This window comes from Vibrio sp. ED002 (assembly GCF_023277445.1).
GTDB classification, from domain to species: domain Bacteria; phylum Pseudomonadota; class Gammaproteobacteria; order Enterobacterales; family Vibrionaceae; genus Vibrio; species Vibrio jasicida.
Genome location: NZ_CP080239.1, coordinates 2184871 through 2210742, shown reverse-complemented (window position 1 = coordinate 2210742; position 25872 = coordinate 2184871). Strand labels below are relative to the sequence as shown.

The window sequence follows — 25872 nt, the reverse complement described above, 5'->3', positions numbered from 1 at the left end:
TACCTCATTGCTGCTCACTTTGGAACATTTGTGCCAATGCGGTCAAACTGGTTGGGTAATCAATAGACTCATTTGCCGACTGCTGTAAGTACGCTCTAAGATGCGGATACATAGAAACCGACTGATCCAGTTCCGGATCTTGTCCTGGTTGATATCCGCCAAGTGGCAAGAGTTCTTTAACTTGAAGATAATTGGAGTACATTTGACGGAAGTTGTTCGCTATCGTGCTGTGCGCTTCATGGGTACAGGCGTTCATGCAGCGGCTTATCGATGCGTTAATGTCGATCGCTGGATAATGCCCTTGTTCTGCGAGTTGACGTGAAAGCACCACATGCCCATCAAGAATCGCACGTGCAGAATCCACAACAGGATCTTGTTGGTCATCCCCTTCCGCCAATACCGTATAAATCGCCGTCAAACTACCATGTGGATTTTCACTGTTACCTGCACGTTCCAACAGCTGTGGTAACACGCTGAACACTGAAGGCGGATAACCACGTGACGCTGGCGGCTCCCCTAAAGACAGCGCTATCTCACGCTGCGCCATTGCATAACGTGTTAAAGAATCCATCAGTAACAACACGTCTTTACCTTGGTCACGGAAATACTCCGCCACACGGTGACAAAGCAGAGTCGCGCGCAAACGCATCAAAGGGGATTCATCGGCTGGCGCGGCGATAATGACCGCTTTCTGACGAGCCTCTGGTGTTAAGTTACGTTCAATAAACTCTCGAACCTCTCGACCCCGTTCGCCAATTAAGCCGACAACAATAACATCAGCTTCGGTATTTTGAGTGATCATCCCCATCAAGACACTTTTACCGACACCACTGCCCGCCATTAAACCAATACGCTGCCCTTTGCCAACGGTTAATAAACCATTAATGGCACGAACACCAACATCCAGCGGAGTATCGACAGGGCGTCGCTTAAGTGGGTTAATCGGTTTTGGTTCAAGTGAAACACGATCTCCCCCTTTAAGCGGCGCGCCATCATCGAAAGGTTCACCTAGACCATTCACTACTCGACCAAGCCATTGTGAGCTGAGTTGAACGGTGCTATCGCCATCCAGCGGGATCACTTTTGCTCCCGCAAACAAACCACCTAGACGACGAATCGGCATCAGGTAAGCAACTGTATGATCAAAGCCGACGACTTGCGCTTCAATCATGTCGCCTTCTGCGGTTTCCACTAAGCAGCGTTGTTCAAGCTTGAATCGACAACCTACGGCTTGCAGCATTAAGCCGTTAACTTTGATTAGTCGCCCTGTCACTCGTGCAACCGGAATCGAATCGAGCGATGCGAGTGCATCACTCAAGCGTTCGTTCAACAACTCGTGGCTGGAAGTACTACTCATGTGCAACATCAACCTGTGGCAATACGGCTTCATCCAGCAAGTGTTGTTTCACGTTATCCATACAAGCTTGTAAGCGAGAGTCACAGCTCGCATCGGCTTCTGCATCCTCAGTCACTAACTGACACCCGCCAACGGGTAACTCCGCGTTTGCGACAAGCTTCCAAGCGGTTGGTAAGTCAGCATTGATTTGCGTGATTCGCTCTAGGTCTTGTGGATTCAGATGTACAATCACGCTTTCTGCTTTGCCCGGCATAGCGGATAAGGTTTCATCCACCAAAGCCAAAATCTGTTGTGGCATCAGAGTCAGCTCAGCACGAATCACTTGCTGTGCAACCTTCTGTACCAATTCACAGATCATATGGCGTTGCTGTTGTTCTTTCTCGCTTTGCCAACGCGATAATGCTTGGAACAACTCATGAACGGGTTTTGCCGCTTCCACAAAGCCTTGCTTGCCAGATTGCTCTCCAGACACAAATCCTTTTTGAAAGCCTTCTTTTTGGCCATCGAGCAGACCTTGTTGCTTGCCTTGCTCAATACCTTGGCGAATGCCCTCGTCATGCCCTTGCTGCAAACCTTGCTGAAACCCCGCTTCCAGCTGTTGTTGAACGTCGGCTTGAGTATCTTGCCAGCCTTGGTTCTCCATCGCGAAATCGTCTTCGATGTTCACAGGTTGCGCCAAAGGAGGAAAACGATGTAAGCGGTATCCACTTGGTGGTAATCGCATGGTGTTATTTGCTTTTTCTGCCATGGTCTTACTCCACTGTTGGCTCTTCGTAGAGCAGTAGCTGAATTTCACCCGCTTCATCCAACTCACGCACCATCTGCATAATATCCTGACGCGCGCGCTGTACTCGGCTCAACACGACGGCTCCACGCAGTTCCATATCGTCTTCTAACGCTTTCACCATACGTTGCGGCATAGAACGCTTGATCGCCTGTTGCAGTAGGATATCGGCACCTTTCAATGCCACCGCCCACAGTTCCAATGGGATCTGTTGCACCAACGCATCCATGGTTTCTTCGCGCTGACGGCCCAGCACCATGAAATCAAACATATTCTCTTCGATTTCGTTTACCACATTCTCGTCATGCAACTTAAGCATTTCCATCAAGGACGCGCGGTCGCCTTCAAATCGGTTAATGATGTCAGCGGCTTGTTTCACGCCCGACAACGGGGTGCTTTGACTTGCAGACACTTTCTCGATACAACGTTCCACCAATTCGTGCAAATCGTTCGCAACCTGATGGTCAATATCTTGCAACTGAGCAATACGGAACACGATTTCATCATGGTAGTCCTGCGGCAGATGCTTCAAAACAGCCGACGAACTGTCTGCTGGTAAATACGCCAAGAAAATCGCCTGCATTTGCGGGTGTTCGTTAACAATGAATCGCGCTAATGTCTCGGCCTCTACCCATTGTAAGCGCTGCATGTTGTTACGAATTTCATCGCCATACAGGTTGTTCAGCAGACCTTTTGCCAAATCGTTACCTAAAGCTTTGCGTAAAGTGTTCGACAAGTATTCTTTCGATGCGCCACGAATGCCGCTGTGCTCGCGAAAATCTTCAAAAAAATGCTGAATCACACCGCGAGCAGAATCACTTTTGATGCCATTTAACTTTGCCATCGCACGTGTCACTCGCTGGGTCTCATCACGGCTGAAGTGCTGCAACACTTTTGCTGCGGCATCCTCACCCATGCCCAGCAGCACGAGCGCGGTTTGTTCTACATAACTAAGCGTCTGCTTTGACGTTGACTGAGCTGTGTTCATTGATGTTTACCCATTGTTTCAGAATTTCGGCTACACGCTCAGGCTCTTCATTAGCAATAAGCTGTAGGTGTTTCAATTGGATTTCTAATGGAGAGCCGGCTGGCGGTAACATGTCGCTGTTGACGTCCAAACCAGAGGAGACGGCAATCCCTTTCTCGGACAGTCGGCGATTCAATACTTCTTCACGTTCACGCTCTTCACGCGTTTGCAGATTGTCGTATTGCGGCTCTTCCTGTGGTTCAGCAAACTCCAGCTCCTGTGACGGTTTATCAGCTCCAGTTAAGTGCATGATCAAAGGACGAAGCACAAAAAAGATCATCGCTAATCCCAACATCCCGCCAATCACATAACGCAAGGGTTGCTGTACGGTTGGGTCTTGCCACCAAGGCAGTGCTGGCGGCGCATCAATCTCGATTGGTGTGAAGTTGAAGCTCATCAAACTCAAACTGTCGCCGCGAGTCGCAGAAATGCCGACAGCGTCCATGATCATTGTTGAGATTTGGGACTTGTCCGCTTCGCTCCATGCCACACCATCTGGTGATGCTTGTGAATTCAAGAGGACTGACACACTTAGCTTGTCAATTTGCCCCTGCTGATATTGAGTACGACGAACACTGCTGCCAACCGCATATTGACGATTGATCTCTGAGCGCGCGTTAGTGTTTTGGCTATCGTTAGTTGGCGTTTCACCCGTAACCGGAGGTTGATTGCTTAGTGAGCCAGGGATGCCCAAAGCAATTTGATCAATTGAGTTGTTTTGAATGGTATGTTCATTGCGAACCACTGGCGCATTATCGAGGATCTCTTGCGTCTCTTCGACTTGACTAAAGTCCATATCGGCTGCAACTTGCACGCGGAAGTTACTTGGGCCAACAATCGGCGTTAGCATGTCTGAAGCACGCTGGATGATTTGCTTCTCGACACTCTTTTGGTATTCAAGGTATTTAGCGTTAACTTTACCCGCTTCTGCAGAGGCAACATCTGCACTCAATAGTCGGCCATATTGGTCAATCACCGAGACAAATTCTGCCTTCATTGCCGTCACACTACCCACCACCAAATTGATGATGGCTTCCACTTGTTCTGGCTTGAGATCTTCACCTGGTTTCAGTTCTAACATCACTGATGCAGAAGGGTTTTCTGTATTCTGGCGGACAAACAAGGTTTGACGAGGAATCGCTAAGTGCACACGCGCATTCGCGACTGCATTAAGCGACATGATAGTGCGTACTAACTCACCTTCTAAACCATGACGATAACGCGCCGTTTCCATAAACTGACTGGTGCCAAGAGAGCTGTCTTCTTTTAGCGAATCTAAACCCGTAGGCAATTTCGCTTTAACTCCTTTTGATGCCAACAACATGCGGATACGAGCGACTTCACCTTCTGGCACTAATACTTGTCCATTTTGCTCTTGCATGCGGTAGCTGATGCCTTCGCTTTCCAGTACCGACACAATCTCACCGATATCAAAGCGCTCTTGCTGGCTGTAAAGCGGACGGAAACTTTGGGAAGAGCTCCATAACGCAACCACGATAATCGCAGCAACAATCGCGGCTAAAACCGCAGACAACACCAGATTGCGTTGGCTGCTAGACCACAACTGTTTGATTTTATTTGTGACATCATTCATCCCATTATTCGATGAAAGCGTCTGTGTCGTGCCGGAATGCATCGCAGAATTTCCGGCCACTTGAGTGGTAAGTTCTGACATGAATTACACCGGCATCTTCATTATATCTTCAAACGACATCACTACTTTGTTGCGCACTTGCATCAAAGCATTGAAAGAGAGACTCGCCTTCTGACTGGCGACCATTGCCCCTACTAAATCATCACTTTTACCCGTCTCAACGGCTGTCATTTTTTGACTGGCGACCGATTGGTGTTGGTTAACCGTGTCCAAAACGCTGGTCATTGCTTGCGAGAAAGACAATGGTGCATTCAAAGATTGCTGATCCAAAGGGTTAGCACTCACTACAAATTCTGGCGGCTGAACATGCGTTCGCATCGCCTCCATTTTCGACAGCATTAATTGCTCTGCTGAGACCGCATTGGTAGGTTGACTTGCCATCTACATTTCTCCTTTTAGGCAGCCGAGCCAAGCGCCGACTGTAAATCAATACCGTGTTCGCGCATTGCTGCAAGCTTGTAACGTAACGCTCGGGTAGACACACCCAAGGCATTTGCGGTTTTGGTTCGGTTTCCACCAAACTGACGTAATTTATCGAGGATGAACTGGAACTCAGCTTGCTTCTTCGCTTCAACATGACCAAAACTTGAGGTTGGCTCTGTGCTAGGGACTGGCGTCAGCAATTCAATTGGTAGCATCAGATCATGCGCAGTGATGTAATCACCGTGACGCATGACCAAAGCGCGTTGAATGACGTTTTCGAGTTCACGAATATTGCCCGGCCAGTGATATTGGCTTAGGGCAGCAATCGCATCTTGAGAAAGGTGACAGCGACTGCCATCTTGATATTTCCCAATAAAGAATTGGCTGATCGGTAAAATATCTTCTTTGCGTTCACGAAGCGGTGGCCAGTGCAGTGGCAAAACATCTAAGCGGTAGTAGAGATCTTCGCGGAACGTGCCTTTCTGCACTTCTTCACGCAAGTCTTTGTTGGTCGCAGCAATCACTCGAATATCGAGTTGAATGGCTTTGTGGCTACCAACGCGTTCCACTTCACGCTCTTGTAATACACGTAACAACTTCGCCTGTACCGCAGGTGACATCTCACCAATCTCATCTAATAAAATGGTGCCACCGTTGGCTTCTTCAAACTTACCGCTTTGAGAATTGGTCGCCCCTGTAAACGCCCCTTTAACGTGGCCAAACAGCACGGCTTCCAGCATGGATTCCGGAATCGCAGCACAGTTCACCGCAATAAAAGGCCCATCAAGGCGAGAAGATTGCTCATGGACATAACGAGCCAGCACTTCTTTACCCGTTCCCGACTCGCCAGTGATCAATACACTGGCGTTGGTGCAAGCTGCACGATGAGCCAGTTGTAAAACTTGTTTACTGCGCCATGACTCTGCAACAATGTTCGCTAAAGGTTTACCCAGAGCCTCAACACGCTTGAGCAAATTGAGTAACTGATTGGTCTCAAAAGGACGAAGCAAGTAATCAGTCGCACCGGACTTCATAGTCTCTGCGGCCAAAATACCTTGGTCTTGATCTACAATCGCAATCACGACACCCGAATTACGCTGTTTCTGATGACAAGCAACAAACTCGCGTACACACATATCCGGCAAGGTTGAGCTCACCAAGGTGATGCTCGCTCGCTCTTCCAGCAATGCACTTCGCCCAGTACGACTGTGCCTAGCGGTATACCCTGCGCTCCCCAGTACATCCAGTACCGGTTGAGCAAGACGTTCATTTGGCTCAACCAACAAAATATCCGTTTTCGTCATCATTGAACCTTTACCTTCTCTTGTTGGGATTGTTGTTTTACTTCTGAGTTGTTGTTAGCAAACTCGTTTTTGGTAATCACACGCTCGTTATCTCGAACTAAGCGCAACGTCACGCGGCGGTTCTTAGCCTGCCCTGCTTGGGTGTTATTGCTTGCAATTGGGTAGCGAGCTCCGTGCGCACGAACTTCAATCAAGTGAGGAGCAATGCCATTTGCAATGAGCTCATCTGCGACCTGTTGAGCTCGTTGGCGTGAAATCTTCAGATTAATTAATTGAGCACCAACATTGTCGGTATAACCGTCAACTAAGATTTTAGTGACGCGCTCATCAACAACAACATAACTATGCAAAGCAGCTAATGTGTTTTTTTGAGATGAGTTCAGTGCCTGTTGGCCAAACTGAAAAGGAAGAATCAGATCTCGAGCTTGAGAAAACGACAGCTTAGGAAACTGTTCTCGACATTGATTGAAAGACGCTAGTGCATGTTGGATTTGAATGGTTGGCAACGTGACACTATCTATGGCGGAAGGATTGCTTCCACTTAGTGACAGTGTAACCCAGTTACCTGATGCCATTTCAAGAATGAGCGAATCTGCACCAGTTAAGAACTCAAATCGGTGAGTAGGCTGCGCAAACGTATGCGATGCCTTTTCCTTTCTATAAAGCTCTTTATGCCACGGAGCACTCTGACTTCCTAACACAGCCTTTTCCCATTTATTGTTGTTATCTTGAACATCAGCAATAAAGAGAACTCGGTTGTTTGGCTCTGCACGGAAATAAAACTTCCCCTGCGGAACAGTTGAATGCACTAAGTTGCATTCAAATTTATCACCCTTATATGACCAAGTGGAAATATCCATAGGTATTGTGACACTCTCACCAGCCAATGTGAAATTAGTTGATGATAGTCCAAACAAAAAAACTATTTTTAAAAATATAATTAAGCACCTTACACCTTGGTATATCTTACATACCTCTGACTTAGATGATTTAATTAAAAATGCCATTGAATTAGAAGATTCGGCATAGGTAATCATATTAATTCCCTATTCTGAAATATAAAAAATGGTCATTAAACGTTCAAGAAAGCTTAGAGAAATGCTTAAAAAATCGAACTTAATACCATAAAAACAGAGAGTTAAAAAACTCAAGTTCTAAAACTTATTCTACAACCACGACTGCACTTGGTTTAAATAACAACGAATTAGCTCACTACTTGTTATAATTATTAATAACTGATTTATTAGTTCAAACTACCGTTTTTTAATTTTTATTAAAAGTGCCTATGCTTCGATTCAAATCAACATATGAACTAAAGTCACAATCTTTAAAGTTGAAACTAAAAGAATCTAAAAAAGTCTGTGTATGCTGTGCGCAATTAAGTTAAAACAGTTTCGTTTGTTAAGGCACGGTAAAATATAAATGGAAAGTAGAGTTAATGAGCCTATTTCTGACATCAAATTGCTTGATGTAGAACTGCTAGGCAAGCCAATTCATATCATTCGTGAAAAGCTCGAAATTTTAATTTCAGAATCTTGTACTAGCCTGACCAACGAGTTACAAAATTGGCTCAGCTCCAACAAAATTGAGGCGACCTTAACTTCGGTAGAGCTACATCGCTTCTCACCAACCTTGTTGGATAAAGACCAAACATCGAGCTATCTGCATCAAGAGGGTGGCATGGTCTTTATCCACAGTGATGCCCATACCTTAGTCAAGCTCGCCGACCGCTTTTATGGCGCAAGCAACGACCGCGCCTCGACCACGTTGACGGCCAGTGATCTTCGCCTTCAAGAACGTATCAGCCGTATCATTACCAACTGGCTTGCCCCCCAAGAGATGTGGCAAACCTGCGAGTACGAAACGCCGCGCGGAATTGGTTTGCATGCGGATCTTGCGATCACATTCGAAGACTACCAAGGTGCCATTCATCTCAAACTCGATAGCACATTAATCCAAACCTTAATTGAGCAGCTTGAGCTTCATACCGATGCTGATCTCTATCAACCGTTTTGTCGTTCATTGGAAACGACGCCTGTTCGCCTCAATGTCGTACTGAGCAAAAAGACCATGGCGCTCAGTGATGTAGCGGGCTTACAGCCTAACGATATTCTGCCTATCGAGCTGCTCAATACCGTACCAGTCAGCATCGGTAATCAACCTCTTTTCACTGGTCGTGTTGCAGAACAAGACGGTCAGCTTGTATTGATTTTTAACCCAGATAAGGAATCGCAGCGATGAGCGAAGCGCAAGAGAACCAAGCATTCGACGCCGATGAATTAAATTTTGACGACTTTCAGTTAGAGGACTTTGAAACGGAACAAGCCTTCAAACCGGAGCCTGCCGCTGAGCGCGATTTAAGCTTTTTCAAAAGCATTCCCGTCACTGTGACCTTGGAAGTCGCTAGCAAAGAAATCCCATTGGGGGATTTGATGAAAGCGGGCGAAGGAACCGTGATCGAATTGGATAAACTCAATGGCGAGCCTTTAGATGTAAAAGTAAACGGGTCTCTGATGGGGCAAGCGGAAGTCGTGGTCATTAACGACAAATATGGTCTTCGTCTTATTGATGTACACGACTCAGCGTTGAGCGGTGTTGGACGCTAAATTCCGGTGGGTTGCGTAATGAATTGTCTGAGTGTTTGGCAGCGTCGTTTGCCGTTACTAGTATTGGGGTTGGTTGGCGTGCTGTTGTTTGCCTTCCCAGCCATGGCGGCAGATAACGGCTTGACCATTTTGTCGGTGTCCGATGGGGACACGCAACAAGAATACAGCGTTAAGCTCCAGATTCTGTTGCTCATGACCGCACTCAGTTTCTTACCAGCCTTTGTTTTGATGGCCACCAGTTTCACGCGAATCATTGTTGTTTTGGCGATCTTACGCCAAGCCTTGGGCCTACAACAAAGCCCACCGAACCGCGTGCTGGTTGGCATTGCATTGACACTCACTCTGCTCATCATGCGTCCGGTTTGGACTGACATCTACGATAATGCCTTCCAACCTTACGACAACGGTGAAATTACCTTGATACAAGCGTTCTCCGTTGCAGAAAAACCGGTCAGAAACTTCATGCTGGCGCAAACGCATCAAAGTTCGTTAGAGCAGATGCTACGCATTGCCAATGAACCCATCGACCAAAACGTCGAGGATATTTCTTTCGCCGTTGTACTCCCTGCGTTTGTCATCAGTGAACTGAAAACCGCCTTCCAAATTGGCTTCATGCTGTTCATTCCGTTTTTGATCATTGACCTTGTGGTCGCCAGTGTATTGATGGCAATGGGTATGATGATGCTTTCACCTCTGATCATTTCATTGCCATTCAAGTTGGTGATATTTGTTCTTGTCGATGGCTGGGCAATGACGGTTGGCACGCTTTCCGCCAGTTTCGGTTAGCAGGAGGCAATATGACACCTGAGTTAACCGTTACACTGTTTTCTGACGCAGTATGGCTGATCATTTTAATGGTAGCAGTCTTAGTCGTTCCGGGATTGATCGTCGGTCTTGGCATTGCGGTATTTCAAGCCGCAACCCAAATCAACGAACAAACCTTAAGTTTTTTGCCACGTCTACTGGTCACCCTGTTGATGGTGATTTTTGCAGGGCATTGGATGCTACGAAAAATCATGGAGCTGTTTGACTTCTTGTTCCATAACATTCCGGGAATGATCGGCTAATGGCGATCACGTTTGCGGAACTGTCTGTGATTCTCGGTCAACTTTGGTGGCCGTTTTTTCGCATCGGTGCGGTCTTTATTTCCATGCCATTCTTTGGCGATGCGTTGATTCCAGTTTGGGTCCGTAGCTTACTCGCCTTCTCTATCGTGGTGATCACCGCACCACTGATGCCACCCATGCCAGCAGTCGAACTGTTTTCTATGACTTCCTTGTTCCTTGCATTCGAACAAGCGATATGGGGGCTGATGTTTGGCCTTATTCTACACATGCTATTCAATGTTTTTACCATGCTTGGTCAAATCGTTTCTTTGCAAATGGGCTTAGGCATGGCAATGATGAATGACCCAGTCAACGGCCTTTCGGTGGCGATTCTTGGTCGCATGTTCTTAATCTTCTCGACCTTATTATTTCTTGCTCTGGAGGGGCACTTGTTGGTTATCGACATCGTCATACAAAGCTTTGTCATCTGGCCCGTTGGCTCTGGGTTAACCGCACTCTCGCTGAAAGGCGTGGTCAGTATTTTCGGCTGGATGTTCGCTTCTTCACTTGCTTTGGCTCTACCTGCCATTGTATCCATGCTGCTTGCAAACATTAGCTTTGGTGTGATGAATCGCGCCGCGCCTTCATTAAACGTTTACGCTCTGGGCTTCCCTATGACTATGCTGCTAGGTTTGTTCAGCGTCTTGATATCCGTTTCTGGTGTCCCTAGCCGTTACACCGCATTAGTGCATGACACCATTCGCCACTTGAATAACTTTATGTTGGGGGGCGCATGAGCGATCAGTCATCACAAGACAAAACCGAAAAAGCCTCCCCCCAGAAAGTTAAAAAAGCTCGCCAGGAAGGACAAATTCCTCGTGCAAAAGAATTCACCACCGCAGTGATTTTCTTAGCGGTCGCCTTGTACTTTTACTCTCAGCTCAGCAGTATTTGGGAAAGCATGACAGGTATATTCCGTTACAACATGGCCTTAACCCGTGCTGATTTAGACAATCCAAAACAAATGGTAGAGCAACTTGGGCAGAGTTTGGCGGTCATCATTGAAATGCTATTGCCCCTCTTCACAGTCATCATTATCGTGACATTTGGCAGCAGCATGATCTTGGGAGGTTGGATGTTCCGACCAGCCAATGTGTTACCAAAGCTCTCCAAACTCAATCCTATTTCGGGCATCAAACGTATTTTCTCAACCCGCTCAGTTGTAGAACTGGTGAAATCGACATTCAAGGTCGCGGTCATCTTTGGCATTCTCTATGGCTACTTAGATAATCACCTCCAGCCTTTACTTGGTATGCAAAACTTGCCGCTTAGCCAAGGCTTTTCAATGGTCATGTCGATACTGTTTGAAGGCTTACTACTGATGGGGTTTGCCTTACTTCTGTTTGGTGTGATTGATATTCCCTACCAACGTTGGGAGCACCTAAAAGAACTGCGCATGACGAAGCAGGAGCTCAAAGAAGAGTTCAAAAATAACGAAGGCCGCCCAGAGGTCAAACAGCGTATTCGTCAGATTCAACAACAGTTCGCGCGACGTAAAATCGACAAGATGGTGCCCACTGCAGATGTGGTCATCACCAACCCAACCCACTACGCCGTCGCATTGAAATACGAACCTTCACTTTCAGACGCCCCATTTGTGGTCGCAAAAGGCGTCGATGAAACGGCGATGCACATCCAACGCATCGCACGCGAGAACAAAGTCGAGATCATCAACTCGCCGCCACTGACTCGTTCGATTTATCACACAACCGCGATTGAGCAAGCCATTCCGAGCCAGCTCTTTATCGCTGTTGCACACATTCTTACGTATGTTTTGCAATTGAAAGCCTTTCGTAAAGGCGACGGACAAGCGCCGACGCCTTTGCCTCATTTTTCAATTCCAAAGCATTTGCAGCACTGATTAACCCGCGTTTACCCAAGGACACGAAAGTATGCTTAACCGGTTAAAACAACTTCAATCCTCCACCAAAGGCTACATTGGTATTCCAATCGTCTTGTTGATGGTGTTGGCAATGGTCATATTGCCACTACCGCCACTATTGCTGGATGCGCTGTTTACCTTCAATATTGTCTTAGCGATCTTGGTATTGCTGGTCAGCACCACGGCGAAGCGACCGCTCGACTTTTCGATTTTTCCAACCATCCTTTTGGTCGCCACGCTACTTCGCCTTACGTTAAACGTCGCATCTACCCGTATCGTCTTGTTAGAAGGCCATAACGGCAGCGATGCCGCAGGTAAAGTCATCCAAGCCTTTGGTGAAGTGGTGATCGGCGGAAACTACGTAGTCGGTATGGTGGTGTTCATCATTTTGATGATCATAAACTTTGTCGTGATCACCAAAGGTGGTGAGCGTATTTCCGAAGTATCCGCACGTTTTACCTTGGATGCGCTACCGGGTAAACAGATGGCCATCGATGCCGATTTAAACGCTGGCTTGATTGACCAAGAAACCGCCCGTCAACGTCGTAAAGAAGTGGCAAACGAAGCCGACTTCCACGGTTCTATGGATGGTGCGTCTAAATTTGTTCGTGGTGATGCGGTCGCAGGTTTGCTGATCTTGTTCATCAACATCATTGGTGGTATCAGCATTGGTGTGTTCGAACACGGTTTACCAGCATCAGAAGCCTTTAAGACTTACGCACTGCTAACCATCGGTGACGGCTTAGTTGCACAGATCCCATCGCTATTACTGGCAACCGCAGCCGCCATTATCGTTACTCGCATTAACGACAGCGATAACGGCATGTCGGAAACCATGCACAAGCAGCTTCTAGCAACACCTGCTACTCTGTTCACCGTTGCGGTAATCATGACCGTGATTGGTTTAGTTCCGGGAATGCCTCACCTCGCCTTCTTTACCTTTGCTGCCGTATTGGCGTTTGCAGGCTGGCGACAAAGCAAACAACCGGTTCAAGACCCACAAATAGAACAAGTCGAAGCCCTTTCTCAAGCGATGCAGGAAGAAGAAGCCGCACTGACTTGGGATGATATTCCACACGTCCATACCCTATCTTTGGCGCTCGGTTACCGTTTGGTGCACTTGGTAAACAAAGAACAAGGCGCCCCTTTGGCACAGCGTATTCGCGGTGTACGCCGCAACCTGTCTGAGCAAGTGGGTTTTCTGCTGCCAGAAGTTCGTATCCGCGACAACCTCAGCCTAAAACCAAACCAGTACACCATCGCGCTAAATGGCGAAGTAATTGAGCAAGGTTTGATTGAGCCAGAACGTTTAATGGCGATCGCCGTGGGGGAAACCTACGGTGAAGTCGACGGTATTTTGGGCAGCGACCCTGCCTACCAACTGCCTGCAGTTTGGATTGAACATCAAGATAAAGCCAAAGCACTGAATATGGGTTATCAAGTCGTTGACGATGGTACTGTCATCGCCACGCACATCAGCAAAATCATGAAAACCAATTTGGCTGAATTGTTTACCCATGACGATGTTGAAGCTATGACTCAACGACTCACGGCACAAGCACCTAAATTAGCCGAGGCCTTAGCCGCTGCACTGACCCCAGCACAGCAGCTTAAGGTTTACCGTCAGCTTCTGCTTGATCAAGTGCCTCTAAAGGACATTCGTACCATTGCTAACACCATGTTGGAGTCTTCTGAGAACACTAAAGACCCAATTTTACTTGCGGCAGATGTACGCTGCGCACTAAAACGTACCTTGGTGAACTTGGTCGCAGGACAAAAGAACGAGCTCAATGTCTATGCGCTTTCAGACGAGTTAGAGCAAATGTTGATGACCTCTCTGCAACAAGCACAAGCTGCGGGCACCGTGATGCTAGACAGTTTCCCGATAGAACCGAACATTCTTGGTCAGTTCCAACAAAACTTGCCTTTAATTCGTCAACAACTCAAGCAACAGGGCTTACCACCAATCTTATTAGTGATGCCTCAGTTACGCCCATTGTTGGCTCGTTATGCTCGTACCTTTACTCAAGGACTCGCGGTATTGTCCTACAATGAAATCCCAGAAAATAAACAGATCAACGTGGTAGGAAACCTTGGTTAATCTCATATCAACGAAAGCGATGTACGATTATTTATGTGGCCTTGCGCTGCAACACATTGTCACGGACGACGACCAACTGGTGTTTGATGCACTCAAGCACAACGACATTCAACACGCCTGTCAGGCCATCCGTGAAACTAAAACTGGCGAGGTGGAATACCAACACCTTACATTGCGCTTTGGCCTACGCGGCGAGCAGAGTGTCTATCAGTTTCAGTTATCAGAGCAAATGCAATATTGCTTAGATCTGTACAGCTTGTACTTAGCTCTAAGACAGACTCAATTCCAACTCGAAACGTTTCACCCTGATTTAATCAGCAATGTGGTGGTTCCCATCCGCATTGATGCCCTGCTCTGGCAGCCTGGTGCGCACTTCTTGAATCAGATGATTCAGTTCCATAATGCGGCCTTTCAACATGTTATCCCTTCCCTTCAAGCCGATGAGACCCTATGTCTGCACGATAGAGTGACTCCTTTGGTAGAACAATTGAAAGAGAACGCCTTTGCCTTGTGGTTTGAAGTCTCGACACATCAAACACACTTCGAGCGCATCACCGAATTTGACCCTGATATGATCAAACTATCCGTGACGATGGAAAACAAACAAGAGCAACATGCATTTCTACCCATTGCGCGATTTTTAAGGGGTAACCACATTTCTTGGATTGCCGGAAGAGTCGCAAGTCAAAGTGAACTCAACCGCTATCGATTACTTGGTGCGAGTTATTACTTCGGCTATTTCAGTGATATTCCCACCTCATTGTCGTTTAAATCGTTTGATGATGAATAAACCACCCAAAAGCAAAAGGGCGAATTCCGAGACAAGAATTCGCCCTTTTTTCTGTCTAATTAACCTTAAACAGTCAATATTCTGGAATGTAAGTCACTAAAAACCATCAAACTAGCGCTTTTCGATAAAATTTTTAAATTTCCAATTAATCATTAAAACGAATCGACCGCCTCTAGTTAGTGAGCAAGGGAGAATCCCGAAGCCTGAAAGAATAGTGAAAAACTAAGGAGACCAAGATGGCTTTATCTATGCATACTAACTTCGCATCGCTTGTAACTCAGAACACGCTGAACAATACAAGTAACCTACTTAACACGTCTATGGAACGTTTGAGCACGGGTTACCGTATCAACTCAGCAGCAGACGATGCAGCAGGTCTACAAATTGCTACCCGTCTTGAGTCTCAAACTCGCGGCATGAGCGTTGCAATGCGTAACTCGCAAGACGGCATTTCAATGATGCAAACTGCGGAAGGCGCGATGGATGAAATGACAAACATCGTATACCGCATGAACGACCTAGCAACACAGGCTTCGAACGGTTCTGTATCGGCAAACGACCGCACGGCACTAAACGAGGAATACCAGCAGCTAGGTGAAGAGCTCGCGAACATCATGGACTCAACGAGTTTTGGTGGTAACAAGCTTCTACAAGATGCTGGTACATTTGGTGCAGCAGCTGTTAACTTCCAAATTGGTACTCAAGCAGGCGAACAACTTGAAGTTGACGTATCAACGCAAGTGCAAGCAATCAACGCTTCAATCGGCACATCTGGTGCACTAGCAGTTGGCGACCTAACATCTGAAGCAAATGCTCAAACTGCAATGACAGCACTGACTGGCGCGACCGGTGATGCAGGTCTTCTAGGTCAAATCGGTACTGCACGTTCAGCATTGGGTGCGAACATCAACCGTCTTGAGCACACAATGACTAACCTAGGCAACATGGTTGAAAATACGTCAGCTGCGAAAGGCCGTATCACTGACGCTGATTTTGCCGTTGAGTCTTCAAACATGACGAAGAACCAAATGCTAATGCAAGCAGGCACAACGGTTCTTTCTCAAACGAACCAATTGCCAGGTATGGCAATGTCGCTACTTCGTTAATCAACGATTAAGCTCAGTAGCTCCCAATAAGGCTGTTGATTTAATCCGTCCGAAAGTCAAACCTCCCAGTATTTGGGAGGTTTTTTTGTTCTTGATGATGCCAAACACTTAGCGACGAATATAGATACCGCTAGCATCACGGGTTTGGTTCGCAGTTGGGACACGAAAACCCGCTTTGAGCATGGTGTTATGTAGCACCTTATTAAACAGCTCCAATTCAGCCGATTCAACACCACGGTCACGTTGGTAGCTTTTTAACTCAGGGAAACGAGAAACCGCTTCAATACGGATGCTTGCCAGCTCCTCGGCATTAATGTTCTGTTTACTGCGCAGTTTGGTTCCAATAAATGCCTCGTAAGCACGTGCACACTTCATCAGTCGTAAAACAAATTCATTCATTACTGTCGTTCTTTTAATTTTTAATTGGGGGAAATAGCCAGACGTAAGCAACCACAAAAATTGCAGGGGCATAAGATAACAAAACTTCACCTTCCGACAGGGTCAGAAAAATCCGAATCCTTTAGCAGTAAACACCGAAATCTGCTCACTATGCGTACATCAGCATAGCCAGTCATTTCTCTCCTATTTAATTAAATCATTTGCTTATTCTGGTCGCCTTTTCTCTTTGGGAAACCCCGGGAATTACCAAGGGGAAAGCGGAACCATCAAGGTGGAAAAAGCGCTTCCTCTCAAATAGAAAAAACCACTACAAGATGCTGTTATATATACAAATAAATAACAGGCACGCATCTTGCGATTGTTCATTTATTACTGGCACAAGACGCCAAATACAGATGAGAGAGGGAGCGACCTCATGAGTTCATTAGATCCAATCACCATGGCAACCCAGTTCGCCACGTTAGATGTTCAGCCATTTCAACAACGCTACCAGTTTCAAGCGGATAAATACCAAGCTCAACTGACAGCACTAGGAAAAGTAGAAAGCGCGCTGCGTGATTTCCGCACAGCCGTCAATGAGATGAACAGCAGCACCAGTAGCATCATCAAGAACACGGCGACGCTCTCTCAAGATGGGTACTTCTCTGCTAGCGCCGATGCCAACGCCATGTCGGGCAACTACCAAATTTTCGTTGAGCAAGTCGCGACCTCACATCAGCTCTCTACAGGCATGCCAGCAAATTTGGATGCCACAACAGAAATACCGACCACAGGCACATTGGAATTCACCATTGATGGCGAAACCATGACGTTGGATCTATCAACTGTTGATACCGATGGGGATGGCAAAGCAACCGTGACTGATTTGGTCAGTGCTATCAATAACAATGCTGACAATCCCGGTGTCAACGCCACATTAGTGCGCTCAAACGGTCAAACGCATTTCATGTTGTCGAGCACTGAAACAGGCGTTGCGAACACCATCAATGTAAACGCCTCTGGCACGGGGCAAGCTTGGTTTGAAGATGCCTTTACCAACACAACTGAAATCAGTAAACCACAAGATGCCGTGATTTGGCTCGGCGCGGAAGGCACTGGACTTCAGTTGACTAACGCAAGTAACACCTTTGAAGGCGTGATTGATGGCGTCGACATCACGGTCACGAAAGCACAAACCTCAGGTGAAGCGGCAGTAGGGCTGGGGATTGGCGCTGACAGCGAAGGCACAAAAGAACAACTCAATAAGTTTGTTGAAGCCTACAACTCTCTGGTTTCGACGCTTGATGAATACACTCAAATCGGCGGTGAAGACAAAGCTCGTGGCGTGCTCGCCAGTGACCCAACACTACGCTCAATTGAAAGCCAGTTGACTAATTTGGTGCGCGGAGAACATGGCGGAATGCGACTGAATGAAATCGGCATCACCCTTGACCGCAGCGGCAAAATGAAAGTGGACCAAGATAAGTTTACCGAAGCACAGAAGAACAACAGTGCTGGATTAGAGGCGATGTTTAATGGCGACGGAGCCTTATTGGATTCGCTCGATGATATGGCGGAACCTTTCCTAAAATTCTCATCTGGCACCTTTAATTCACGTAAAGACGCCCTGCAAGCCAACTTAGACCGCATCGAGGACAAGCAAACTACGCTAGAGCGTAAATACGAGATGTCGTACAACCGCTACCTCTCCCAATTTACCCAAATGAACACCTTAATGACGCAAATGAACCAAACCATGTCGATGTTTGGTTAAGCCTTTAGGAGAAATAATTATGCTCATGGATTCTGGCTACGACTCATACCAACAAGTCGATCTGGATGCGCAAGCCGCATCCGCCAACCCACACCAACTGGTGGTGATGTTAATTGATGGTCTGCTTGATGAAGTTGAACGTGTTCGAGGCCATCTCGCGGCCAATCGTCTGGCAGAAAAAGGCACAGGCATCAACAAATGCATGAACATCTTAATTGGTTTAAGTAGTGCCCTAGATGAAGAAAATGGCGGCGAAATTGCAGAGAACCTACGCCAACTGTATGACTTCTGCCAAGTTGAGCTGTATTACACCAGCGTGCAAAACGACGCAACCCGTTTAGACAATGTCGAGCGAGTAATGGGCAACATTCGAGAAGGATGGGTGAATTTTGGACAGCAAGCATAAAGTGTCGCCAGAGCGATTTCGCCACTTATCAAAACTGATCCAAATCGCCACAAAAACGGCCGATTGGCCAGCACTGAAACGCTACGACCTACAGTTGCGTGAACTGCTGATCAGTCATAAGCCGTATCTTAAAGATCCAAAACTCGCTCCTGAAATTCAGCGGGCAAAAGCGGTGCATGCGTGCGCTTTCACCGCTCTAGAAAAAGCCACCAGCGAATTAAAACAAGAGATGAGCAAGGTGAATGATCAACAAGAACGTGCGATGGCTTATCAGCTCGCGATGACGATGGAGCTCACGCAATGATGGTAACCAATTCAATGCCTGCAAGTGGGCCTTCTCAGTCGTCAGCAGGGAAAATCTCACAAGCGCGTTCAGAGCAAGGCTTTTCGCACCCCAGTTCAACCGCGGTAAACCAACAGCACCAAACCAACGCACCTCTTGTTGTCGCGGGGTTCCGTTTAAATGCGCAAGCCTTACCGACGGAAGTTACCCAGCCAAAAGCTGAAACATCGGAACTCAACGCTGAAGTGACCTCAGCTGAAGCATTGCTGATTGCGGTTCCTGCCACCATGGATCTCGCCACTCAAGCGCAAGCCCTAATCCAAGGAATGAGCAAAACCGCGGTTAAGCAAGGCGAAACAAATCAACTTGCGCAAGTATCGGCAGGTAATGCGTCTCAAAGCACAAATGTCGGAAACCAAGTAAACCCAATACTTAACACCACTGTGCAGGAGAACCAAAGCCCCCCTATAGCCAGTGCAACGAGCGTATTAAAGGTATCAGCTTTGGACTTGCAAACTCTACTTAATCAACCAGCTCAAGGGCAAGTGCTAGCGGCCAACTCACAAGCGCAAACAGCAACAGCGCCGCATTCGAACCCAACCTCACCACTGGCAGCTACTCAAGCTCAAAGCGTGGAGTGGGCGGCCGTACGTGTTGATACCAACTCTAGTAAATGGGGTGAGCAAATGATGCAGGTTTTACACGACCGTGTGACCTTACAAGCGCAGCAAAACTTGCAAGAAGCCAAAATCCGCTTAGACCCACCAGATCTCGGTAAATTGGATTTATTGGTTCGTGTCGAAGGGGATCGTTTGAGCGTGCAAATTAACGCCAACACAGCCGCTACGCGTGAAGCATTAATGCAAGTGTCCGAGCGTTTACGTGCTGAGCTTCAAGAGCAGAACTTTGTTCATGTGGATGTCAATGTCGGTTCGGATCAAGGTCAAGACCGTCATGACCATGAGAGCCCACAAGAAGACACCACTATTTTTGCGGCTCGTGAATCCGGCACTTTTCAATCAAATACAACAACAAACTATTCAGAGCATTGGCTGAACACTCAAGCCTAATTAATCATCGAGGAAAAAAGGTTATGACCAAACAACAAATGATCGCCCTGTTTATCGCCATGATCATCACCAGTGCCCTCGTTTCGGCCGCCACGGTGGTTGGCGGTATTTGGTACATAAATAAAAGTTCAGAATCCGCCTCATCGGAATCAGGCGTCAGCGCTTTTTTGGAAGATTCTCCACTCGCGTTCTTAACAGCAGAAGAACCTACCAGCAACGGACCGAGTTTTCACCCATTGGACAAAGTGGTGCTGACTATCAAAGGTAAAAAGCAGACGCACTTTGTGATGCTGGAACTGGCCGTAGAAACGCGTCGTCCAGAGCGCATTAAGAACATCGATAACTACATGCCAATGGTACAAAACTCATTGCTCAAGCTGTTCAGCGATAAAACCTTTGATGAGCTACAGCAGGCGGGATCTATCGATATTCTGCAAAACGAAGTCAAAGAGACCCTACTCTTAGCGTTTGCGAAAACTGACATCGTGCGTGATATCGATGATGTTCTATTGACCAAATACGTTGTGCAATAACGGAGCACGACTATGTTGGAGATGAACTTACAGGAAAGTTATACCGCGACGGAGGAAGTGAATACACCGTCTCGCCAGATTGACGAAAACGCACTGCTGCAACGCCATCAAATCATGGTGAAACGCGTCGTAAACCAACTCCGCGTTCATGCTACTTCGCATTGCAGCATTGAAGACATGCAGCAAATTGGCCTAATTGCGCTCGTCGAAGCAGGACGTCGTTATGGGGATGTGGATGACACACACTTCCCCGCTTTTGCCGTTTGTCGGGTTCGTGGCGCTATTTTAGACGAGCTTCGCCGCTTAGATTGGCGCTCACGTAAGACCCGTCAACAAGCACACGAACTAAACGACGTCACACGTGACCTAACCCGTGAACTTGGCAGAATGCCTACCGATGCCGAGATCATTAAAGCACTCGGCACTGATGAGCAAGACTTCTACAACCGCCAAAATGCAGCGCTGGCGGGCGAAATGCAGAGCCTTGATCAATTAATGGAAACAGGGGGAGACAGCCACTTCGGCGGTCAATACGACGGGATGGAACATGAACATATTCGTCGTAGCTTAGATTGCGCACTTAGCAAAATGTCGAAGCGCGACCAGTTGCTACTGACTCTGTTTTATCAACACGAACTCAACCTACATGAAATCGCGCTCGTGCTCGATCTGACGCCACCTCGCATCTGTCAGTTGCACAAACAAGCGCTTAAACAACTCAATCAATTAATGTCCTCTTAGGAGTCAAAGATGCAAAAGTTTTTTGGAGCCATTACCGTCCTGTTGTGTGTCTTTGGTGGATACATGTGGGCAGGAGGTAAACTTGGTGCGATTTGGCAACCGGCCGAGTTTCTGATCATCATCGGAGCCGCAGCTGGCTCTCTGATCATAGGTAACCCGCCTCAAGTGTTAAAAGAAATGCGTCAGCAAGTGCGTGCAACGATTTCTGGCCCGCGTCAGGAATACGAGTACTACATGGAGCTGATGGCACTACTGAATAACCTGCTAGAAACCGCACGCAGTCGTGGTTTTAAATTCCTAGATTCACACATTGAATCACCGGAACAAAGTTCGATCTTCCTCGCGTACCCAAAAGTGAGCAACGATCATCGCCTTATTTCGTTCATTACCGACAATTTACGTTTAATGGCAATGGGACAAATGTCGCCTCATGAATTAGAGGGACTGCTAGAACAAGAAATCGAAGCCATTCAAACCGAGATGTTACTGCCTTCACGCTCAATGCAGCGCACTGCAGAAGCGCTTCCCGGATTCGGTATTCTTGCCGCAGTCGGTGGCATCATCATCACCATGCAAGCCATTGATGGTTCCATTGCGCTGATTGGTTATCACGTTGCCGCTGCCCTCGTTGGTACGTTCATTGGTATTTTTGGTTGTTACTGTTGTTTAGATCCACTCAGTAATGCCATGGCTCAGCGAGTGAGACGAAACATGACGGCTTTTGAATGCGTGCGCGCCACCTTGGTTGCTTACGTCGCGAAGAAGCCAACATTGCTCGCCATCGACGCTGGCCGTAAACACATTCAGTTAGACATCAAACCAACTTTCAACCAAATGGAGAAGTGGCTAGCTGAACAGGAGGGATAATGCAAAAACAAGAACATGTGGTGTTCAAACGCGCGAAAGCACATAACCATGATGAGTTTCATGGTGGCGCGTGGAAAGTCGCGTTTGCCGACTTCATGATCGCGTTGATGGCGCTGTTTCTTGTCCTTTGGGTCATGCAGGTGGTCGACAAAGAAGAGCGCAAGGCCATTGTCGCGCACCTTCATAGTTCGAGCGTTTTTGATAAGAGCTACGGTAACCCTTTCGATACCTCACAAAGTATCTCTCCTATCGACTTGGCACAGGACTCTTCTGTGCCAAGTAAACACAACTCCAACCATGTCGTCAGCTCTTTCTTCCAAGGTGATGGCGACGGCCCAGAGATTGACTCACTTATCCCTGGCAATTTCGACACCCAAGAGCAACTTGCTCTACTGGCTAAAGTGATTGATGAAGTCGTCGGGCAAATCAGCGCGCAAGGTAACGTGAATGTCACCATCACTCCACAGGGTCTGCGCATTGTTCTGCAAGATGACTACAAACAGCATATGTTCAGCCGTGGCGGTGCTGAGTTGACCCCTTTCTTTGAAGACTTGTTGCTTGCTTTAGCTCCAGTATTTGAGCGCATCAGTAACCCAGTCATCATTAGCGGGCACACCGATTCTACCCCGTTTAAAAAACGCTTTGGAAAGCAATCTAACTGGGCGCTTTCGGCTTCACGAGCGGATGTCGCAAGAAACACCTTAGTCGAGGGTGGTATGCCGGATGATCGTGTGATGCAAGTGACGGGCATGTCGGATCGCGCGTTACTTAATCCTGACGAGCCAGATTCGAGTGAAAACCGTCGTATAGAGTTGTTTATTCTGACCACGCCAGCCGCGCAAGTGCTAGAGACCTTCTTCGGTAATCAAGAAGGCAGTGAACTACAGAAAGCCAAGCAAAAAGCGGAATTTAACCAACCCGTGATCAGGCAAGAAGTGATTCGCTATTCGGTGGATTCAGAAACACCAAAAGCGAAAATTCAAGACCTCTAAAATCAAAAAAGGTCACAACAAATACACGGTGTGACCTTTCATCTCGATTGCTGTTTGCATTGCTAATAATTGTTGCTATCACTGTTTAGTTGAGTTCGATATGCCTGTACGCGCGCCCAATAAAACCAAAAAAGATTCGCTCAAAAAAGCCTTTCTTTGGCTGATCATTTTTGATTATCTGTTGCTGGCATTCTTTCTAACTCAACTGCCAAGCCTTAATCTTAATAGTGGCACCATGATCAGCTTATTATTGGTCGTGTATAACATTTTGCTAGTTTCGCTTTGTTACCAACGCACCAGTAAGCAAGACTCTTACATCATTTATCCCGTACTCTCTGCAACGCTACTGGCGTTCGTATGCTTTTTGTATTTCTTCTTTTTGGTGTGATTCTTGGGATGCTGTCGCATTAAAGCATCAACTTAATGGTACCATTTGTACGTTTTTAACTGAGTGGCTATCTAATGGCGCTGCACAGTTGGTGAGCGTTCCAACATCAATACGACTCGTTTTTGAAAAAGCCACAATCACGTCAATACACGCTTCCTCATTTTCTGCTACCGATGGGTTGGCACTGATAAAAGCGCGAATTTTGTCCACATAAACCGGATGCTCTAAATAAAGGCTCGCCAGCTTTTTTCTACCGATATAAGTATGTTGGCGCTCCTCGCCAATTGGGGACAGCTTATTCTTGTGTTCATGCACTAAGTGGTAATTACAATTGTTGCAGCTTCTCACCTGAGTAAGCGTTAAGGTATTTTCTTCGTCTTTGAATACCTTGATGTCGGTTTGAGTTTGGTTGAGAGCAGCATGACTCTTTGTATCGGCTTTTGAATACTCTAACTGCCCTAACAGGTCGGTATTTTTGCTCACTAAGAAAGCCACATCTACCCCAGAAGCACTGATAAGGTGGCTATCAACGGGAGTGGCACTTGAGCATCCATTTAGAACGACCAATCCAAAGAGAAAAGTAAGTAGTTTTGATTTCATATAGGAATCCTTATTGAATGGAAGAAGTCATTTAAAAAGAATAAAGAAACCAAAGACGGATTAATTGTCATTGCATGCCTACCAGAATCCACCCAAAATAAAAAACCCAGCATTATCGCTGGGTTTGCCTTGATACGGCGACTAACAGTCAACCATTAACATGTTATTTGGTGCTCATTAGTTCTTTCTCTGTCAGGTAAGCTTCGATGATCTTTTCTGCTGACAAATCGATATCTTCCTTGGAAGTATGGCAACTTAGTACAGAAAACAGCATGGTCTTAAGCCCCTTATAACCAGAAGTCGATGGATAAAGAGTTCCCTCTTGTTGCAGTCGATGTACAACACGGGCCGTTAGCTCATTGCGATATTCCTCGCCTCCTTCACCAAACTGTGCTGAAAAACGATTCGACACCACATCGTTGAGGATAGTGATGCCATCCACTGTTGAAAGTTTTTCTGCCATACATTGTGCAAGCGCAGTACAACGGTCAACATGGTCTTCGATCCCCTGCTTACCTAATGACTTAAACGCAGCATAAACAGGCACACCACGAGCTCGACGCGAAGCACCAATCCCAAAGTTGATCGCATTGCGATCTGGCTTATCCATCGCATCATTAAGGTAGTCACCCATATTGCTGCCGCCCATCGCTTGAGCCAGCAAACCTGCGTTCTTCACGATGACCATTCCCGAGTCATAAGGCATGTTAAACCACTTATGACCATCAGTATCAATTGAATCAACTCTATCGATACCATCCAGTAGATAACGATGTTTTGCACTCGCTGCCGCCCAGAGCCCAATAGCGCCATCAACATGCAACCATGCATTACCATGAGCAGCAACGGCATCAGCAAGTGCATGGAAAGGGTCGAAAGCTCCGGAGTCAATACAGCCTGCTTGCGCGCAAACTAGGGTTGGCCCCTCAAGTGCAGTAATGGTCTCCATCAGGGAATCTGGAATTATGCGTAGGTTTTCATCCGTTGGAACTTTTACAATGTTTTCCAAACCGATTCCAATCATGGAAAGGGCACGTTTAATCGTTGAATGAATTTGATCGCTCACAACAACATTAATACGCGGCGCACCATACATACCTTGACTTGCCACATCCCAGCCTGCACGTTCTAAAAGTGCATTACGAGCGGTAATAAGGCTTGTATAAATCGCCTCTTGGGCACCAGATGTAAAGCCGATACCCGAATTTGGCGCCAAGCCAATTAGTTGGGTCATCCATTCTGCGGCGGTTTCTTCAACCACTGACAAAGCTGGACTAGCAACGTAATACGGTACATTTTGGTCCCATGCGCTCACCAGCCAATCTGCCGCCAGTGAAGCAGGGAAAGAGCTGCCAATGGCATAGCCAAAGAAACGTGGTCCCCCCGTTGCGATCAAGCCTGCATCAACATTTTTAACCATCTCATTGATAACGACTGACGGCTGCGTTGGTGTCAATGGGAGTGGCCCACCAATCGCTTGTCTCAACTCCTGAGAAGTGATGCACTTGTCTACAGGTCGCTCATTTAATGACTCTAAGTAGTCAATGGCGTGTTCAAAGGATTGGGTAAGCGGTGAACGGTATTCATGGAATCGATGTGACATGTTTGCTTCTCTCTTTGGTTTCGATACTCCTAATCTTATGGATTGAGAGAAATATAAATTGTCACCTCGTGCCACCAAACTGAACTATTCCGTCGGC

The 25872-nt window shown here is 47.0% G+C and carries 28 protein-coding genes; 18 read left to right on the top strand and 10 right to left on the bottom strand.

Going from position 1 to position 25872, the window contains the following annotated elements:
* Positions 1 to 4: 4 nt before the first annotated feature.
* Genes fliI through ITG12_RS26615 form a run of 7 tightly spaced genes read right to left on the bottom strand, consistent with a single transcriptional unit; the run spans position 5 to position 7586 of the window.
* Positions 5 to 1357, bottom strand: coding sequence for a flagellar protein export ATPase FliI (gene fliI / locus ITG12_RS26645; protein WP_042601230.1), 1353 nt, complete (start codon positions 1355 to 1357; stop codon positions 5 to 7).
* Positions 1350 to 2105 (bottom strand): flagellar assembly protein FliH, encoded by a 756-nt coding sequence (gene fliH, locus ITG12_RS26640; protein WP_039975788.1) that lies wholly within the window; start codon positions 2103 to 2105, stop codon positions 1350 to 1352. Before fliH ends, fliI begins: the two co-directional genes overlap by 8 nt.
* Before the next feature lie 4 nt (positions 2106 to 2109).
* Positions 2110 to 3129 carry a flagellar motor switch protein FliG gene (locus ITG12_RS26635; RefSeq protein ID WP_038868389.1) on the bottom strand — a complete coding sequence of 340 codons (1020 nt, stop codon included), beginning with the start codon at positions 3127 to 3129 and terminating at the stop codon, positions 2110 to 2112.
* Positions 3092 to 4843 (bottom strand): flagellar basal-body MS-ring/collar protein FliF, encoded by a 1752-nt coding sequence (gene fliF, locus ITG12_RS26630; protein WP_038868387.1) that lies wholly within the window; start codon positions 4841 to 4843, stop codon positions 3092 to 3094. Before fliF ends, ITG12_RS26635 begins: the two co-directional genes overlap by 38 nt.
* A 3-nt stretch (positions 4844 to 4846) precedes the next feature.
* Complete coding sequence (gene fliE / locus ITG12_RS26625) at positions 4847 to 5203, bottom strand: flagellar hook-basal body complex protein FliE (RefSeq protein ID WP_038868386.1); 357 nt, start codon at positions 5201 to 5203, stop codon at positions 4847 to 4849.
* Between the two features lie 14 nt (positions 5204 to 5217).
* Positions 5218 to 6549 (bottom strand): sigma-54 dependent transcriptional regulator, encoded by a 1332-nt coding sequence (locus tag ITG12_RS26620; RefSeq protein WP_248875094.1) that lies wholly within the window; start codon positions 6547 to 6549, stop codon positions 5218 to 5220.
* Positions 6549 to 7586 carry an OmpA family protein gene (locus ITG12_RS26615; RefSeq protein WP_248874563.1) on the bottom strand — a complete coding sequence of 346 codons (1038 nt, stop codon included), beginning with the start codon at positions 7584 to 7586 and terminating at the stop codon, positions 6549 to 6551. The genes ITG12_RS26620 and ITG12_RS26615 overlap by 1 nt, the downstream gene beginning before the upstream one ends.
* A gap of 385 nt (positions 7587 to 7971) precedes the next feature.
* On the opposite strand from ITG12_RS26615, the gene ITG12_RS26610 reads away from it, so the two are divergent.
* From ITG12_RS26610 to lafA, 9 genes are all read left to right on the top strand, one after another.
* Positions 7972 to 8790, top strand: a complete 819-nt coding sequence (locus ITG12_RS26610; protein WP_248874561.1) for a flagellar motor switch protein FliM — start codon at positions 7972 to 7974, stop codon at positions 8788 to 8790.
* Complete coding sequence (gene fliN, locus ITG12_RS26605) at positions 8787 to 9155, top strand: flagellar motor switch protein FliN (protein WP_038868377.1); 369 nt, start codon at positions 8787 to 8789, stop codon at positions 9153 to 9155. The genes ITG12_RS26610 and fliN overlap by 4 nt, the downstream gene beginning before the upstream one ends.
* An 18-nt stretch (positions 9156 to 9173) precedes the next feature.
* Positions 9174 to 9941 carry a flagellar type III secretion system pore protein FliP gene (gene fliP, locus ITG12_RS26600; protein WP_042604855.1) on the top strand — a complete coding sequence of 256 codons (768 nt, stop codon included), beginning with the start codon at positions 9174 to 9176 and terminating at the stop codon, positions 9939 to 9941.
* An 11-nt stretch (positions 9942 to 9952) separates the two neighbouring features.
* Complete coding sequence (gene fliQ, locus ITG12_RS26595; protein ID WP_038868373.1) at positions 9953 to 10222, top strand: flagellar biosynthesis protein FliQ; 270 nt, start codon at positions 9953 to 9955, stop codon at positions 10220 to 10222.
* Positions 10222 to 10998, top strand: a complete 777-nt coding sequence (fliR, locus tag ITG12_RS26590; protein WP_248874559.1) for a flagellar biosynthetic protein FliR — start codon at positions 10222 to 10224, stop codon at positions 10996 to 10998. Before fliQ ends, fliR begins: the two co-directional genes overlap by 1 nt.
* Positions 10995 to 12122, top strand: a complete 1128-nt coding sequence (gene flhB / locus ITG12_RS26585) for a flagellar biosynthesis protein FlhB (protein WP_042604856.1) — start codon at positions 10995 to 10997, stop codon at positions 12120 to 12122. Before fliR ends, flhB begins: the two co-directional genes overlap by 4 nt.
* Before the next feature lie 31 nt (positions 12123 to 12153).
* A complete protein-coding gene (gene flhA / locus ITG12_RS26580; protein WP_038868367.1) occupies positions 12154 to 14244 on the top strand; it encodes a flagellar biosynthesis protein FlhA in 2091 nt (696 codons plus the stop codon).
* Positions 14245 to 14263: 19 nt separating this feature from the next.
* Positions 14264 to 15034: an EAL domain-containing protein gene (locus tag ITG12_RS26575; RefSeq protein WP_042601236.1), complete on the top strand. Its 771-nt coding sequence runs from the start codon at positions 14264 to 14266 to the stop codon at positions 15032 to 15034.
* Between the two features lie 236 nt (positions 15035 to 15270).
* Positions 15271 to 16140 carry a lateral flagellin LafA gene (lafA, locus tag ITG12_RS26570; RefSeq protein WP_038868362.1) on the top strand — a complete coding sequence of 290 codons (870 nt, stop codon included), beginning with the start codon at positions 15271 to 15273 and terminating at the stop codon, positions 16138 to 16140.
* A 108-nt stretch (positions 16141 to 16248) separates the two neighbouring features.
* On the opposite strand, the gene ITG12_RS26565 is transcribed toward lafA, so the two are convergent.
* Positions 16249 to 16539: a hypothetical protein gene (locus ITG12_RS26565; RefSeq protein WP_038868358.1), complete on the bottom strand. Its 291-nt coding sequence runs from the start codon at positions 16537 to 16539 to the stop codon at positions 16249 to 16251.
* A gap of 415 nt (positions 16540 to 16954) precedes the next feature.
* On the opposite strand from ITG12_RS26565, the gene fliD reads away from it, so the two are divergent.
* The 9 genes from fliD to ITG12_RS26520 all read left to right on the top strand — a co-directional run bounded on the left by fliD (position 16955) and on the right by ITG12_RS26520 (position 23572).
* On the top strand, positions 16955 to 18292 hold the full coding sequence (fliD, locus tag ITG12_RS26560) for a flagellar filament capping protein FliD (protein ID WP_042601237.1): 1338 nt from the start codon (positions 16955 to 16957) through the stop codon (positions 18290 to 18292).
* Between the two features lie 19 nt (positions 18293 to 18311).
* Complete coding sequence (gene fliS / locus ITG12_RS26555; protein ID WP_038876432.1) at positions 18312 to 18698, top strand: flagellar export chaperone FliS; 387 nt, start codon at positions 18312 to 18314, stop codon at positions 18696 to 18698.
* The gene (locus tag ITG12_RS26550) at positions 18682 to 19002 is read left to right on the top strand and encodes a hypothetical protein (RefSeq protein WP_038876435.1); all 321 of its coding nucleotides are present in this window, start codon (positions 18682 to 18684) and stop codon (positions 19000 to 19002) included. Before fliS ends, ITG12_RS26550 begins: the two co-directional genes overlap by 17 nt.
* Positions 18999 to 20051, top strand: a complete 1053-nt coding sequence (locus ITG12_RS26545; protein ID WP_248874557.1) for a flagellar hook-length control protein FliK — start codon at positions 18999 to 19001, stop codon at positions 20049 to 20051. The genes ITG12_RS26550 and ITG12_RS26545 overlap by 4 nt, the downstream gene beginning before the upstream one ends.
* Before the next feature lie 23 nt (positions 20052 to 20074).
* Complete coding sequence (locus tag ITG12_RS26540; protein WP_038868346.1) at positions 20075 to 20584, top strand: flagellar basal body-associated FliL family protein; 510 nt, start codon at positions 20075 to 20077, stop codon at positions 20582 to 20584.
* Between the two features lie 12 nt (positions 20585 to 20596).
* On the top strand, positions 20597 to 21325 hold the full coding sequence (locus ITG12_RS26535) for a FliA/WhiG family RNA polymerase sigma factor (protein WP_038876441.1): 729 nt from the start codon (positions 20597 to 20599) through the stop codon (positions 21323 to 21325).
* 9 nt (positions 21326 to 21334) lie between these two features.
* A complete protein-coding gene (motA, locus tag ITG12_RS26530) occupies positions 21335 to 22192 on the top strand; it encodes a flagellar motor stator protein MotA (RefSeq protein WP_038876444.1) in 858 nt (285 codons plus the stop codon).
* On the top strand, positions 22192 to 23184 hold the full coding sequence (locus ITG12_RS26525; RefSeq protein ID WP_248874555.1) for a flagellar motor protein MotB: 993 nt from the start codon (positions 22192 to 22194) through the stop codon (positions 23182 to 23184). Before motA ends, ITG12_RS26525 begins: the two co-directional genes overlap by 1 nt.
* 100 nt (positions 23185 to 23284) lie before the next feature.
* Entirely contained in the window at positions 23285 to 23572 is a 288-nt protein-coding gene (locus ITG12_RS26520) for a hypothetical protein (protein ID WP_248874553.1), read from the top strand.
* Positions 23573 to 23599: 27 nt separating this feature from the next.
* Here ITG12_RS26520 and ITG12_RS26515 read toward each other — a convergent pair whose 3' ends face one another.
* Together ITG12_RS26515 and ITG12_RS26510 are read right to left on the bottom strand one after the other, a co-directional pair.
* The gene (locus ITG12_RS26515; protein WP_061034406.1) at positions 23600 to 24172 is read right to left on the bottom strand and encodes a hypothetical protein; all 573 of its coding nucleotides are present in this window, start codon (positions 24170 to 24172) and stop codon (positions 23600 to 23602) included.
* A 163-nt stretch (positions 24173 to 24335) separates the two neighbouring features.
* Positions 24336 to 25775, bottom strand: a complete 1440-nt coding sequence (locus tag ITG12_RS26510) for an aminotransferase class V-fold PLP-dependent enzyme (RefSeq protein WP_248874551.1) — start codon at positions 25773 to 25775, stop codon at positions 24336 to 24338.
* Between the last annotated feature and the right edge of the window lie 97 nt (positions 25776 to 25872).

Bases quoted from the DNA above. Each gene is read 5' to 3' on its own strand.
- ITG12_RS26510 (WP_248874551.1), bottom strand. From the start codon at position 25,775: ATGTCACATCGATTCCATGAATACCGTTCACCGCTTACCCAATCCTTT.
- flhA (WP_038868367.1), top strand. From the start codon at position 12,154: ATGCTTAACCGGTTAAAACAACTTCAATCCTCCACCAAAGGCTACATT.
- motA (WP_038876444.1), top strand. From the start codon at position 21,335: ATGCAAAAGTTTTTTGGAGCCATTACCGTCCTGTTGTGTGTCTTTGGT.
- ITG12_RS26520 (WP_248874553.1), top strand. From the start codon at position 23,285: ATGCCTGTACGCGCGCCCAATAAAACCAAAAAAGATTCGCTCAAAAAA.
- ITG12_RS26620 (WP_248875094.1), bottom strand. From the start codon at position 6,549: ATGACGAAAACGGATATTTTGTTGGTTGAGCCAAATGAACGTCTTGCT.
- fliR (WP_248874559.1), top strand. From the start codon at position 10,222: ATGGCGATCACGTTTGCGGAACTGTCTGTGATTCTCGGTCAACTTTGG.
- fliF (WP_038868387.1), bottom strand. From the start codon at position 4,843: ATGTCAGAACTTACCACTCAAGTGGCCGGAAATTCTGCGATGCATTCC.
- ITG12_RS26635 (WP_038868389.1), bottom strand. From the start codon at position 3,129: ATGAACACAGCTCAGTCAACGTCAAAGCAGACGCTTAGTTATGTAGAA.
- ITG12_RS26615 (WP_248874563.1), bottom strand. From the start codon at position 7,586: ATGATTACCTATGCCGAATCTTCTAATTCAATGGCATTTTTAATTAAA.
- ITG12_RS26535 (WP_038876441.1), top strand. From the start codon at position 20,597: ATGTTGGAGATGAACTTACAGGAAAGTTATACCGCGACGGAGGAAGTG.
- fliD (WP_042601237.1), top strand. From the start codon at position 16,955: ATGAGTTCATTAGATCCAATCACCATGGCAACCCAGTTCGCCACGTTA.
- ITG12_RS26610 (WP_248874561.1), top strand. From the start codon at position 7,972: ATGGAAAGTAGAGTTAATGAGCCTATTTCTGACATCAAATTGCTTGAT.
- ITG12_RS26525 (WP_248874555.1), top strand. From the start codon at position 22,192: ATGCAAAAACAAGAACATGTGGTGTTCAAACGCGCGAAAGCACATAAC.
- fliE (WP_038868386.1), bottom strand. From the start codon at position 5,203: ATGGCAAGTCAACCTACCAATGCGGTCTCAGCAGAGCAATTAATGCTG.
- fliH (WP_039975788.1), bottom strand. From the start codon at position 2,105: ATGGCAGAAAAAGCAAATAACACCATGCGATTACCACCAAGTGGATAC.
- ITG12_RS26545 (WP_248874557.1), top strand. From the start codon at position 18,999: ATGATGGTAACCAATTCAATGCCTGCAAGTGGGCCTTCTCAGTCGTCA.
- fliP (WP_042604855.1), top strand. From the start codon at position 9,174: ATGAATTGTCTGAGTGTTTGGCAGCGTCGTTTGCCGTTACTAGTATTG.
- ITG12_RS26575 (WP_042601236.1), top strand. From the start codon at position 14,264: ATGTACGATTATTTATGTGGCCTTGCGCTGCAACACATTGTCACGGAC.
- ITG12_RS26565 (WP_038868358.1), bottom strand. From the start codon at position 16,539: ATGAATGAATTTGTTTTACGACTGATGAAGTGTGCACGTGCTTACGAG.
- ITG12_RS26540 (WP_038868346.1), top strand. From the start codon at position 20,075: ATGACCAAACAACAAATGATCGCCCTGTTTATCGCCATGATCATCACC.
- flhB (WP_042604856.1), top strand. From the start codon at position 10,995: ATGAGCGATCAGTCATCACAAGACAAAACCGAAAAAGCCTCCCCCCAG.
- fliN (WP_038868377.1), top strand. From the start codon at position 8,787: ATGAGCGAAGCGCAAGAGAACCAAGCATTCGACGCCGATGAATTAAAT.
- fliS (WP_038876432.1), top strand. From the start codon at position 18,312: ATGCTCATGGATTCTGGCTACGACTCATACCAACAAGTCGATCTGGAT.
- fliI (WP_042601230.1), bottom strand. From the start codon at position 1,357: ATGAGTAGTACTTCCAGCCACGAGTTGTTGAACGAACGCTTGAGTGAT.
- fliQ (WP_038868373.1), top strand. From the start codon at position 9,953: ATGACACCTGAGTTAACCGTTACACTGTTTTCTGACGCAGTATGGCTG.
- ITG12_RS26515 (WP_061034406.1), bottom strand. From the start codon at position 24,172: ATGAAATCAAAACTACTTACTTTTCTCTTTGGATTGGTCGTTCTAAAT.
- lafA (WP_038868362.1), top strand. From the start codon at position 15,271: ATGGCTTTATCTATGCATACTAACTTCGCATCGCTTGTAACTCAGAAC.